The sequence below is a fragment of the Lactobacillus sp. N54.MGS-719 genome (assembly GCF_000980505.1).
GTDB classification, from domain to species: Bacteria; Bacillota; Bacilli; order Lactobacillales; family Lactobacillaceae; genus Lactobacillus; species Lactobacillus amylovorus.
In genome coordinates, this window is sequence record NZ_LARO01000011.1 from 1 (window position 1) to 12291 (window position 12291).

Consider the following 12291-nt stretch of genomic DNA (forward strand, 5'->3'; position numbering starts at 1 on the left):
ACAATATCTAAAAATATAAGTCGTTTGGAGAAAGAATTAGGTTTTAAATTAATTGATCGTAGTCATAAGCATATTAAATTAACCAATAAAGGAGCTTATTTTTACCAAATAATTAAACCAATAGCTCAGAAATTAGATGACACAATCAGCGATTTAAGAGAAAATAGTTTATCTTTAACTTTAGGCTTTACGGATACACCTACAGAGAGCAAATTTTTACCTAAAGCAATTGATCAGATTGGTCAATTAAACCATGTCTCTATAAATGTGGAAGTTATAGATCCAAATACACCAACCGGATTAATAAACTTGCTACGTGAAAAATACTTGAACATTTTATGTTTCGAGGAAGATGCTTTTTATAACGCAAAAGACATTAAATTTCTTCCACTTAAAAAGATGGGTTTTTCAGTCATGCTCAAAAGAAAAGATTCTTTACATAACAAAAAGGTTTTAAATTTCAAAGATGTCAAAAATCGTCAAATTATTCTATGGTCAAGTAAAAAAGTTTTGCCCTCAATTAAAAAATTATCATTTAAGCTGGCTAATGAAAATAACATTAATTACACAAAAAAATATGATTTTATGACTATTGCCTCAAAAGTGAAATCTGATGCAAAAATAGGAATTATACCCGACATCTTGGCAGATAAGAACGATCCTGATTTTATTTATATTCCTCTGAATAGTGATGTTACTTATTATTTTGGTATTGCATACAATCGTGAACTGGATAATAGACCTTATTTTCAGCGAGTATTAAATATAATTAAGAACTCCGCCAATGCATTTTTAAACGATAAATAGTATTCTAAACCATTATTTCTAACTGAAAATTATTAATGAAGATAAAAAAAGAAGTGTCTGGGAAAAAACTACTTTCCAGATCATACAAAAAGAACGTTGAGTTTTGCCTCGACGTTCTTTTTGTATACTTTTAGCTCCAGCCTTGATATTATTAAATCACCACAAAATAAAAACAAAAAGGTGGAAACTAATATGTACAAACGCGTGGTGCTAGTTAAATCGTTTTAGTTAATAAAAAAGTCCAATTAGACTAGACTCAAGTTGTAAGTAATTTAAATAGAAAAGAGTCTGATCTAATTGAACTATCTCAAGCTTAAGCGTTTTTCTCACCATTTACAAGTTAGTTTTAATCGGTTAAATGTGATTTGTCGCTCGCTGTATAAGCTTTATGCGCCTGATGGACTTAAACATCGTAAAAATGTTGATCAGACCAAGCTTCCTGATAGTTCTATCTTAGCGATGCTCATTTGGCAAACTGAAATTGGAATTGAATCTCAACGAAGATTCTGTAAATTCTTCGTTGGCTTATCTCATTCTCGTTTTAACCGTCGAGCTCGAATGCTCTTGCCTCTAATTCGTTGTATCCGTCAGGCTTGGAATCAAGAAGTAAAGACAGCTGGAGAATTTTTGATTATTGATAGTTTCCCAGTGCCAGTTTGCCAGCCTGTTCGCAATTATCGTGTCAAGATCTTCCGGGGCGTAGCTGATATTGGTTATAAAGCAACCAAGAAAGTCTATTATTATGGCTTCAAGGTCCACGCAATAGTAAGCGATGATGGCTATCTGCTTGACTATGCAGTTACTAAAGCGTCAGTACATGATGCCAAAGAGACAGTAGAATTGATGATCAATGCTCATCCAGCCAACCATTATCTTTTAGGAGATGAAGGTTATTTAGGCAAAAATCTAGCTACTAATCTAAAGCGCATGGGATATGTGCTTTGGACGCCATATCGTAAAAATATGCAAGGAGCTAGAGGGCATAATGATCATCAATTGATGGCAATTAGAAGAAGCATTGAAAGCGACTTTTCTTTGCTTAGTTATTACAACGCTGAGAATAATCGAGCAAGAAGTCCAGTAGGCTTTCAACAGCGGCTAGAAATAGCTATTTTAGCTTATAATATGGCATATTGTCTAGAACGATTTAACTAGCACCACGCGTAAGATTAATTTACTTTTGTTTTCCAAATATGGGTGTCATTAATTTCTTGCAACGTTTTTTCAATATCGTCAGTAAGAATTGTAACGTGACCCATTTTACGATTATGACGGATTTCGGCCTTGCCATAGTAGTGAAAATGCCAGTTGCTCTTTTCAGGAATGACTTTTCTTACGCCGGCTACATGTTGACCCAAAACATTCACCATTACCACTTTGGACAACAGCTTAATCTTAGGCAACGGCCAATTGCAAATAGCACGATCATGGATATCAAACTGGTCAAAATTGCAGGCTTCAATCGAATAGTGACCTGAATTATGCGGACGTGGTGCTAGTTCATTGACATAAATATCACCGTTATCCAGAATAAATAGCTCCACACCCAAAATACCGCGCAAATGAATTGCTTCTGCAATTTGCTTAGCAATAGCCTGTGCTTTAGCATAAATTTCTTTTGAAACACGTGCTGGCACAATACTAATATGCAAAATTTCATCGGCATTGTAGTTTTCACTAACTGGGAAAACTGTCACTTCGCCTTTTGCATTTCTTGCGACCATGACAGAAGCTTCAACTTTGAATGGCACCCAGCCTTCAAGAATGCAGTCTCCCGTAGCTAAAATTTCTTTGATATGCGCATTATTTTTCAGATCGGCATCGCTCTTTAAAACTTCTTGGCCGTGGCCATCGTAGCCACCTTCACAGGTTTTAAGGACACAGTTATAGCCGATCTTTTTAATCGCCTCTTTTAGATCCGCCATATTTTTAACGAGCAAATATGGCGCAGTCATACAACCGGCACTACGCAGGAAGTTCTTTTCACGCAGTCGGTGTTTAGTGATATAAAGCAGATTAGTCCCCTGAGGAATTTTCACTTTATCGGCAACATCCTTTAAAGCTTGAAGGTCGACATTTTCAAATTCATACGTTAATACGTCGCTCTCTTTAGCCAGCTCTTCAATTGCCTTAACGTCTGAATATTCAGCCACAATCTGCTTGTCAGCCACCTGACCACAAGGACAGTCTGGCGTTGGATCCAAGGTGATGACTTTCATTCCACCATACTTGGCTGACAAAGCCATCATTTGACCTAGTTGTCCGCCTCCAATGATGCCAATAGTCTTTCCTTGTTCAATAAAATCTGGATCAATCAAGTTCCGCACTGCTTTCTTTTGCTTCATCATGCATCTTTTGGCGATAGTCTTTCAATTGCTGTCTTATTTTTTCGTCACTAATTCCCAAAATTTCTAGTGCAAGAAGTGCCGCGTTGCTTGCACCAGCATTACCAATGGCAGTGGTAGCTACAGGGATACCGGTTGGCATTTGAACAATCGATAAAAGAGAATCCATGCCACCTAATGCCTTAGTTTGACCGGGAACACCAATCACTGGAATCACGGTATTTGCGGCAGTCATGCCAGGCAAATGAGCTGCCATACCGGCACCCGCAATAATTACTTTAGTGCCATTTTTCTCAGCATTTTGGGCAAAATCATACATTTCTTTTGGCATTCTGTGTGCAGAAATAACGTGCTTATCATAACTAACACCAAATTGATCTAAGATTTCGCAAGCATGCTTCATCGTTGACCAATCTGACTTACTACCCATAATTACGCTTACTTCAGCCATTTTTTCTCCTTTAGAATAGTCCTGTAATTTGACCATTATCATCAATATCCATGTTTTCTGCAGCTGGGTGCTTAGCCAAACCTGGCATGGTCATCATGGTACCTGACAAAGCAACGATGAATCCTGCACCAAGCTTAGGAACAAGATCACGAATATGGAAGTCAAAATCGGTTGGGGCACCTAACTTGGTTTGATCATCAGTAAATGAATATTGTGTTTTAGCAATACATACAGGCAAAGTGTTCCAGCCTTGTTTATCAAAAGTTTTAATTTGCTTTTTGGCCTTGTTAGATAAAACTACACGCTTAGCACCATAAATCTTGGTAGCAACTGCAGTTAATTTATCTTCAATCGAGTCAGTACTCTTATACAATTCATGGAAGCCAGCAGGTTGATCTGCAAGTTCGACAACTTCTTTGGCTAAATCTTGCGTACCTTCTCCACCTTTTGCCCAAGCATCAACCTCAATTGCTTTTACACCCATTTCGGCAACGGCATCTTGAATAGTCTTGATTTCGGCTTCAGTGTCGCTAGTGAAATGGTTAATCGCAACAACGATTGGCAAACCATAATTTTGCATGTTTTTAACGTGTCTGCGTAAGTTAGCCATTCCCTTTTCCAAGGCAGGAAGATTTTCTTCGGTTAAATCGTTCTTGTCTACTCCGCCATTAAGCTTAAGCGCACGAGCTGTAGCAACAATCACGACAGCATCCGGTGTTTTGCCTAAGACTGGTCGCTTGATATCCAAGAATTTTTCGGCACCAAGATCTGCACCGAAGCCACATTCAGTAACGGTATAATCAGAAGTCTTTAGCGCAATTTGAGTAGCTAAAACTGAGTTACAGCCATGAGCAATGTTGGCAAATGGTCCGCCGTGAACAATAGCAGGAGTGTGATCCAAAGTTTGAACTAAGTTAGGCTTAATAGCATCTTTCAATAAAAGTGTAATTGCACCAGTGAAGCCCAATTGATCAACGGTAACAGGCTTCTTGTCATAGGTATAACCAACAACGATGCGACCAATTCTCTTCTTTAAATCGTGCAAGCTCTCAGATAAGCAAAGAATGGCCATCATTTCTGAAGCAGCGGTAATATCAAAGCCGGTTTCTCGAGGAACACCTTGCATGATGCCACCGAGTCCAGTAACCACGTTTCTTAAAGCACGATCGTTAACGTCTTCGACTCTCTTCCAAATGATTCTGCGTGGATCAAGTCCTAAAGCATTGTCGCGCATAATGTAGTTATCGATTAGAGCCGCCAAAGTGTTGTTAGCAGAAGTTAAGGCATGCATGTCACCAGTGAAGTGTAAATTAATGTCTTCCATTGGGACAACTTGGCTATAGCCACCACCTGTTGCACCGCCTTTGATCCCAAAGACTGGTCCCATTGATGGTTCACGCATGGCAATGGTAGTTTGATGGCCTAATTGGTTAAGCGCATCCCCCAAGCCAACTAAAACAGTGGATTTTCCTTCACCAGCAGAAGTTGGGTTAATACCTGTCACCAAAATCAATTTGTGTTTCTTGCCTTCAATTTCCTTAACAGGCAAGTTGATCTTAGCTTTATAGTGACCATATTGTTCAATATCATCACTAGACAAGCCTAACTTTTGGGCAATTTCAGTGATCGGTTGCATTTTGGCTGCATCAGCAATTTCAATGTCAGTTGGCATGATTGTTCCTTTCATATACCGTACAATATTACTTAATACTTATAATATCGTTCTTATTTATTTTTATATTAATACAATACATCACTATATAAGGATTTGCAAAGCTATATTTTACGAACTATATTTTATTTATTCAAAAATAAAAGTCAAATACCTTATGGTACTTGACTTTACTTAGAAAAAAGCTCAATCCTCATTTGAGAATTGAGCTAATTTTTATTTATTCATCTTTCTTATCGTCGCTGGCATCCCACACCTTTTTCAAAGCAGGAACCTTACCCAAGTCGGTCATTTCATCCTTGCCAACCACGATCAAGTTGTTAGGGCCTTGAGCCAATTGGTTAAAGCTGTCCAAACTTTGGTTTCTGAAGTAACCTTCGCCAGCCTTTGACAAGGCTTCTTGCATCTTTTGTACACGGTAAGCGTCGGCATCAGCTTGCGTCTTAACTGCCTCAGCGTTGGCCTTAGCAGTAGCAACCAAAGCATCGTTCTTAGCCTTAGTGGTCATTTCAATGGTACGAGCTTCACCTTCGGCCTTAGCAATTGCGGCAGTCTTTTCACGGTCGGCAGTAAGTTGTTTGTCCATGGCACGTTGAATTTCAGCACTTGGTAAAAGTTCATCAACGTTGACACGAACGACCTTGATACCGTAGATATCAGTCAGGTCACCAGTTGCAGTGAAAAGTTGATCGTTAATTTCCTTAGTTGAGCCAAGGGCTGCGTTCAAATCCATACGACCAATAATGTCACGCAAGTGACCACGGATTAATTGCACCATTGATTCAACTGAGTCGGTGTTGTTGTAGAAGTAACGGTATGAATCAGTGACCAAGTAGTTCAAAGTTAAACTAGTAGAAATTTCAGCGTTATCTTTGGTAATAATTGAGTACTTAGAAATTTCAAGTGGTTGAAGTGCTAATGGAACTTTGCGAATTCTTTGGAAAAGTGGCCAGACAAAGATAAATCCAGCTTTTACTGTCTTAGAATATTTACCCAAGGTTTCAACCAAACCTTCATTATTTTGTGGAACGATTCTAAAACCACAACAAACATACACAATAACTAAAACAACAATAATGCCAATAATAATTCTTGCTATCATAATTTTTACCTCAAAACTTAGTTGTCTTTCTTTTCATTCTTTTCCGCATCAAGCCTCTTGGCGATATCTCCAAGTAAATCTTCCCTTCCGGTCAATGTGTTCAGGCGCTCGTCAAGCAGTTTGGCGTATTCATATTTATTCATTTGATCCAAATTATCCCATGCATTTGGAATCTCTACTCTGAAAGGAATACCATTATGAAGAATAATCTGATCATAGAACATGTTAATTGCCGTAGCTGAATTTAACCCCAGCTTTTTCAGAATAGCTTCTGCCTTTTCCTTCTTTTCTGGATTCATTCTGACATAAAGTCCTGTTGTTTTTTCTGCCATAATTTTTACTCCTTTCTAAATTTGATGCTATTATATATCGTTTGCATATAAATTGCATATATTTTTGCTGCTTTGAATTAATCGATCTTAATAGCTAAAAATAGGTTTTGTTTTCAGAGTATACTTATATTTATAGAAAGTGAAAATGAAGGAAACAACAATGAAAACTAACAGAAATTCAAAGATTAAGAAAAACAAGTCTAACTTTTGGGATATTCTTCCTCAAATCAATAACAAAGAAAAAAGACAAGAAATTGAAGAGTTAGGTTATAATCCTTCCGAACAACGTGCTGTTGGTAAAGAAAGAATTACTGATTAATATGAAATGAAAAGTGCTGATAGTCTTCATAAGCAAAGACACATCAGCACTTTTTTACTTGGTTAAATTTTTTATTATTCTACAAATCAGTAATATGGAAAATTTGGTTTTCCAAAGTTCTTAACTTATATTCTCCACCCTTAATGTACTTTTGGTGGTAAGCTACAGTTAAGTAAATATCATTTGCGGCATTAACATGAATACTTTCCATTTCACTGTAACGATCTGGTAAATCAATACCATCAACCATAGCTACTTGCCAGTTATCACTGTTTGTTTCACCCCATGGGAACTTAACAATCTTACGTGACCAAGTAGTTACTTCACCAGTTTCATGGTTAATCTTTGGTGACAATTGGTTAGAAATATAGATATTCTTGTCATCGTCAATAGCATAGCCTTGAACTGAGTCGATCATTTGTGGTGTTTCTTCATTTGGAGCAACGCTTGGATTATCAAAGTTATCAATGTGGAAAGCGTTCAAGCAGTGCAAGTCAGTAATTGGTGTATTCTTAGTACCATTTTCGTCTAACTTTTGGTTTACCTCGTTTAAATCAAATAAACCAAAGTGACCTGAGCCATCATCCCAAATTGAAGCAATCATGAAGTACTTGCCATTTGGTGAAACTGAAGCTTCTACTCTGTGCAAGTGATCATGACCATCATAAGGAACGTCGGTTACGTGATTCAAGTGTGACAAACGTGGAAGTTGTGTATTTGAAGTATATCTTTCTGGTAAAAGTCTTGGGTACTTTACTCGTGCAATTTGAGTAGTCCAGTTGCCTGAATTTGGTTTAGCACCTACGAAATATTCATCCTTGTCATTAGCTGGTACCCAGGTTTGCGTGTGGCCAAAGCCCATCATTACTAAGTGTGGATCAGTATAATCGATGTTCTTAGTTAAACCTTCATGTTTTCTATAAACCAACACATCATGTGCACTGTGAAGAAGTTGCAAGGCAAAAACATGATCACCATTTACTACACCAACTTGTGCTACAACATGGTGCATCCCATTCAAGCGATAAACCAAATGAGGTGTAATACTTCTAACCATTTTCTTTATCTTCTTTCTTTATATCTATTCATTTTCACTTATACATAAATTATATCCTATCATCAAAAAATAGATTGACTTTATGCTGATAACTTCCAATAATTAGAGTAAATTTTTCTTGGAGGGAAAATTATGAAAAGAAGAACAACACTTTTATTGTCGAGTGCAGCAACCATTGCGGCATTATTTAACTTCAACTCAAAAGTTCAAGCTGCGGCTGATCCTACGATCAAGGCAACAAATTACAACATGACCGTGAAGTTGAACACCCGCAAGAATCAATTAACAGAAAAAGTTACCATGCACGTTGTTAATAACGGCAATGAACCTGTTAAAAATTTATTGGTTAGAAATATTGCTAGCGGCGTGTTGAAATACGACCACAAGCATTTTAAGGCTACAAGAAATGCGACAACTTCAGTTAAAAGCATTTCATCAGATGGTCAAAAGCTTTCTTACACTACCGGTAAAGACAAGAGCAATTTATTTGTTAACAAGAATTTGAACGCCGGTGAATCCACTGATTTAACGGTTAACGTAGTTACCGGCGTGCCTAAGAGACAAGATCGTTTTGGCTACCAAAATATCAACGGCGGTAAGGTTTATAACCTGTCATTCTGTTTCCCATACTTAAGCGATTATCGCAACGGTAAGTGGAATTATCACCCATACTACGATGCTGGTGAAAACCGCAACAGTGCTATCAGCAACTTCCACGTTAGCTTCTTCGCACCAAAGAGCTACAAAGTTGCCGCTTCTGGTCAAAGCACAACCAAGAATGGCAAAACTACAATTACCGCCAACAACATGCGTGAGGTCGCAATCGCTGCTTCCAACAAGTTCAAGGTTGACCACGCTTATGCAAACGGCGTAAGAATCAACGACTACTACCTTGCAAGCAAAAACAGCAAGCAATACAACAAGCTTGCTTTGATGACTGCCCAAGACAGTTTCCACATTTTTACCAAGAAGATCGGTAAATATCCTTACAAAGAAATTGATATTACTGAAGGTTTACTTGGCAAAGACACCGGCGGTATGGAATATCCTGGTTTGATTATGATCGACGCTAGTGGCTTTTTACAAAAGAAGCACCCAATCTTCAGATACGATGAATTAACTGAAGACGTTTCTCACGAAGTTGGTCACCAATGGTTCTACGGCACTGTTGGTAGCGACGAATACATGGAACCTTGGCTTGACGAAGGTCTTACCAACTTTCTTGAAAATGGTGTTTATGATTTGACCTACACTAAGAGTAAAGCTTACTGCGCTAAACTTATGCACAGTAAGTTCTACAGTCGCAAGAATGTAAAGCGTGCTAATAAGATCTTGAGAGAAAATGCCAACGCATTCATTAATAAGAATCAAAAGGCCAGCTACATCAACTACCCTGTTAATAATCCACCAAAGGGCGTTGATACTGAAGACATGGCATATGAGCTTGGCATGGATTTCCCTGCTGTTTTAAAAGTAGCCATGGGTGAAAACAAGTTCTTTGATGCTTTACACGATTACTACCAAACTTACTACTTGAAGCAAGCAACCACGCAAGACTTCTTGAAAATTATCCGCAAGTATGATAATTCAAAGAAGGTTAACGACGTGATCAATAAATTTATTGATCCAAAGTACTTAAGTGAATAAAATCAAATAACCTCGAAAATGTTTGAGTTTCGAGGTTATTTTTATAGTCTCATAAGTGCTAAAATCAACTTATGGGATTATTACAAAGGAGATTAAATATGAACACTAAAAAATTAGCAACTATCACAGCAGCTTTATTAATCAGTGTTGCGCCAGCAGCTGCTCTTCTCAATCAACCCGTTCACACAGTCCAAGCCGCTACGCAATCACAAAAAGGTAAGGTCACCCTCAAGAAGTCTTTTAACGGTACTATCCAAGTCTTCAACAGCAAAGGCAATGCCACTACCACTACCCAAAAAGTCAATGGCAAGAAGATGACTGTTGCTTCAACGATTAAATCAGGCTCAAGTTTTAAATATTATGGCAAGCCTATCCTGATCCAAGGTAAAAAAGTAGATGCAAAAACTTCTAAGAACTACCACTACACTACCGCTTCTTACGTTAACATCGGTAAAAAACGCTACATCAAATCTTTGAATGTTAGCTCAATGGATGGACAAAATGTTTTAATCTTGAGTTCCAACTCTCGCATTTATGATAAAAACGGTCACCGCACTACTTTCAATGGTTTGTCACTCATCCCTAAATATATGTTAGTTAAAACACCAGCTAAAACCCACGCCACAACTAAGAATGACGTATTTTACTACTTCTCAAATCTTAGCGGATCTAAAAAGAGAAGTTTGAACACAACCACTATCAAGGGCAAGCCATTCTACGCCTTAGGTAATGGCGCTTATATCTATGCTTCAAATGTTGGCTTTGTCAACGGCAACACCCTTTACCAAGCTTCTGGTACTACTACCGCCACTATTTTAAACAAAATCCATGTTTTGAATAATAAGCTTAAGTCAACCAGCAAGTTGCTCAAGATTGGTCAAAAAGTTAAGGTAGATGCCACCAAGACCACTGGTGAAGGTGATGAAGCTGGCCTTTACTTCAGAATTGCTGGCACCAAAGGTAAAAACGCACAATACATTTACTGGGGCGACGATGCCGAATATGGTATGGATCAAGAAAGCACTACTGATGAATTTCAAGGTAACTTTAATTTAGATAATCACCTCGCAAATTAACACAATATGCTAAAATTAAATAAATGATATAACGTAGCGACCTAGAATCGTGAGGTTTACCTCAAAGTATCTTTCTAGGTCGCTTTTTTCAATGTGGGAGAAAATTTATGGATGAATTATTTGCTAAAGCGCCGATTAAAAAGGTCTACTTTAAGCTAGCATTACCGGTCGTCTTAGGGATGATCACTACCATGATCTACAACTTGGCAGACACGATGTTCGTTGCCAAAACGGGTGATACAAATCTAGTAGCAGGAATTACGATTGGTGCTCCACTTTTTACTTTTTTAATCGCTGTTTCTGACATTTTTGGGCTCGGTGGATCTTCACTAATTTCACGGCTATTCGGTGAAAGAAATTATCAATTAAGTAAACGTGTAAGCAGTTTTTGTATGATCGGTGGATTTGTTACTGGTTTAATACTAACAGCCATTTTACTAATTTTTGAAAATCCGATTCTTCATCTTTTAGGAGCAAAAGCTGCCACCTATCAAGATGCTGCCGATTTTTATCGTGTAATATCAATTGGCGCTGCGCCAATTATCTTCTCAATCATTCCGCAGAACTTAATCAGAACAGAAGGTTTAGCTACCCAAGCAATGGTTGCTACAATGACGGGAACCATTTTAGCTATCATCCTTGATCCTATTTTCTTGTTTGTTTTCAAAATGGGTGCAATCGGTGTTGGGATTGCCAACGTTACAGGTTATCTAGTCACTGATGCTATTCTCATTTACTACGTTTTATACAAAACTGACTACATCAAATTAAAGCTAAAATATAGCAAAATTAGCGGCAAAACAATCAAAGATATCGTAGCAATCGGCATCCCCGGTTCAATCACCAACTTCGCTCAAAGCTTTGGCATGGCACTTCTTAACTCATCTTTAGCTCTATACGGTGCAAACAAAGTTGCCGCAATGGGAATCACCCAAAAGATTTACAGTATCGTTATCTTGGTAATCGTTGGTTTTGCCTTTGGTTCACAACCTTTAATTGGTTACAACTATGGTGCTAAAAACTGGAAACGATTAAAGAAAATTCTAAACTTCGATATTCTTGTGCAAGTTGTTTATGCTGTAATTTCAGGCGGATTATTAATTTTATTTGCTCGTCCAGTCACCGCTCTATTTATGAATCAACCAGATATCGTCAACGCTGGTAGTTATATGTTAATTGCCACTATTATTACCACACCAATCGTTGGTATCATTTTAGTTTACACTACCGTCTTCCAATCAGTTGGTAATGCATGGGCAGCGTTTATCATGGCCATCACTCGCCAAGGCGTTGTCTATTTCATCGCACTAGAGATCATGAAAGCTGTATTTGGTTATCATGGTATTGTTTGGGCTCAAGCAGTCAGTGATGTAATCACTTGTATCATTGGTTACTTTATTTATGAAAAGAGTCTGGATTTCAAAGATAAAATCAAAAATTAAGATAAGACAAAAACTGCTCTCTTGTAGAGAACAGTTTTTTT

The 12291-nt window shown here is 37.8% G+C and carries 12 protein-coding genes; 6 read left to right on the plus strand and 6 right to left on the minus strand.

The genetic code is table 11. The annotated features are described in order from the left end of the window. Window positions 1-807, plus strand: an 807-nt coding sequence (locus tag WS44_RS03335; protein ID WP_046433095.1) for a LysR family transcriptional regulator, incomplete at its 5' end; no start/stop codon positions are given. Window positions 808-1104: 297 nt separating this feature from the next. Continuing rightward, complete coding sequence (locus tag WS44_RS03340; RefSeq protein ID WP_046433098.1) at window positions 1105-1962, plus strand: IS982 family transposase; 858 nt, start codon at window positions 1105-1107, stop codon at window positions 1960-1962. Window positions 1963-1976: 14 nt separating this feature from the next. Here WS44_RS03340 and purK read toward each other — a convergent pair whose 3' ends face one another. The 5 genes from purK to WS44_RS03365 form a co-directional block, all read right to left on the minus strand. Continuing rightward, complete coding sequence (purK, locus tag WS44_RS03345) at window positions 1977-3152, minus strand: 5-(carboxyamino)imidazole ribonucleotide synthase (RefSeq protein ID WP_046433101.1); 1176 nt, start codon at window positions 3150-3152, stop codon at window positions 1977-1979. Then, complete coding sequence (gene purE, locus WS44_RS03350; protein WP_022087251.1) at window positions 3118-3603, minus strand: 5-(carboxyamino)imidazole ribonucleotide mutase; 486 nt, start codon at window positions 3601-3603, stop codon at window positions 3118-3120. Before purE ends, purK begins: the two co-directional genes overlap by 35 nt. A 10-nt stretch (window positions 3604-3613) precedes the next feature. Then, window positions 3614-5275, minus strand: coding sequence for a formate--tetrahydrofolate ligase (locus WS44_RS03355; RefSeq protein WP_046433106.1), 1662 nt, complete (start codon window positions 5273-5275; stop codon window positions 3614-3616). Window positions 5276-5495: 220 nt separating this feature from the next. Then, window positions 5496-6377 (minus strand): SPFH domain-containing protein, encoded by an 882-nt coding sequence (locus tag WS44_RS03360; protein WP_013438451.1) that lies wholly within the window; start codon window positions 6375-6377, stop codon window positions 5496-5498. A gap of 17 nt (window positions 6378-6394) precedes the next feature. Next, complete coding sequence (locus WS44_RS03365; protein ID WP_013642322.1) at window positions 6395-6709, minus strand: type II toxin-antitoxin system RelB/DinJ family antitoxin; 315 nt, start codon at window positions 6707-6709, stop codon at window positions 6395-6397. 160 nt (window positions 6710-6869) lie between these two features. Here WS44_RS03365 and WS44_RS09875 point away from each other — a divergent pair, with 160 nt between their 5' ends. Then, window positions 6870-7028 carry a hypothetical protein gene (locus WS44_RS09875; RefSeq protein WP_022087252.1) on the plus strand — a complete coding sequence of 53 codons (159 nt, stop codon included), beginning with the start codon at window positions 6870-6872 and terminating at the stop codon, window positions 7026-7028. Window positions 7029-7107: 79 nt separating this feature from the next. Here WS44_RS09875 and WS44_RS03370 read toward each other — a convergent pair whose 3' ends face one another. Next, window positions 7108-8085 carry a class III bacteriocin gene (locus tag WS44_RS03370; protein WP_013642323.1) on the minus strand — a complete coding sequence of 326 codons (978 nt, stop codon included), beginning with the start codon at window positions 8083-8085 and terminating at the stop codon, window positions 7108-7110. Window positions 8086-8217: 132 nt separating this feature from the next. Here WS44_RS03370 and WS44_RS03375 point away from each other — a divergent pair, with 132 nt between their 5' ends. The 3 genes from WS44_RS03375 to WS44_RS03385 all read left to right on the plus strand — a co-directional run bounded on the left by WS44_RS03375 (window position 8218) and on the right by WS44_RS03385 (window position 12250). Then, window positions 8218-9732 carry a M1 family metallopeptidase gene (locus WS44_RS03375; protein ID WP_046433111.1) on the plus strand — a complete coding sequence of 505 codons (1515 nt, stop codon included), beginning with the start codon at window positions 8218-8220 and terminating at the stop codon, window positions 9730-9732. A gap of 98 nt (window positions 9733-9830) precedes the next feature. Continuing rightward, window positions 9831-10808: an SLAP domain-containing protein gene (locus tag WS44_RS03380; RefSeq protein ID WP_046433113.1), complete on the plus strand. Its 978-nt coding sequence runs from the start codon at window positions 9831-9833 to the stop codon at window positions 10806-10808. Window positions 10809-10915: 107 nt separating this feature from the next. Continuing rightward, window positions 10916-12250 carry an MATE family efflux transporter gene (locus WS44_RS03385; protein ID WP_013642326.1) on the plus strand — a complete coding sequence of 445 codons (1335 nt, stop codon included), beginning with the start codon at window positions 10916-10918 and terminating at the stop codon, window positions 12248-12250. The last annotated feature ends 41 nt before the right edge of the window (window positions 12251-12291 follow it).

Coding starts and splice junctions, on each gene's coding strand:
- WS44_RS03365 (WP_013642322.1), bottom strand. CDS start 6,709: ATGGCAGAAAAAACAACAGGACTTTATGTCAGAATGAATCCAGAAAAG.
- WS44_RS03370 (WP_013642323.1), bottom strand. CDS start 8,085: ATGGTTAGAAGTATTACACCTCATTTGGTTTATCGCTTGAATGGGATG.
- WS44_RS03385 (WP_013642326.1), top strand. CDS start 10,916: ATGGATGAATTATTTGCTAAAGCGCCGATTAAAAAGGTCTACTTTAAG.
- WS44_RS03360 (WP_013438451.1), bottom strand. CDS start 6,377: ATGATAGCAAGAATTATTATTGGCATTATTGTTGTTTTAGTTATTGTG.
- WS44_RS03355 (WP_046433106.1), bottom strand. CDS start 5,275: ATGCCAACTGACATTGAAATTGCTGATGCAGCCAAAATGCAACCGATC.
- purE (WP_022087251.1), bottom strand. CDS start 3,603: ATGGCTGAAGTAAGCGTAATTATGGGTAGTAAGTCAGATTGGTCAACG.
- WS44_RS03380 (WP_046433113.1), top strand. CDS start 9,831: ATGAACACTAAAAAATTAGCAACTATCACAGCAGCTTTATTAATCAGT.
- purK (WP_046433101.1), bottom strand. CDS start 3,152: ATGAAGCAAAAGAAAGCAGTGCGGAACTTGATTGATCCAGATTTTATT.
- WS44_RS09875 (WP_022087252.1), top strand. CDS start 6,870: ATGAAAACTAACAGAAATTCAAAGATTAAGAAAAACAAGTCTAACTTT.
- WS44_RS03375 (WP_046433111.1), top strand. CDS start 8,218: ATGAAAAGAAGAACAACACTTTTATTGTCGAGTGCAGCAACCATTGCG.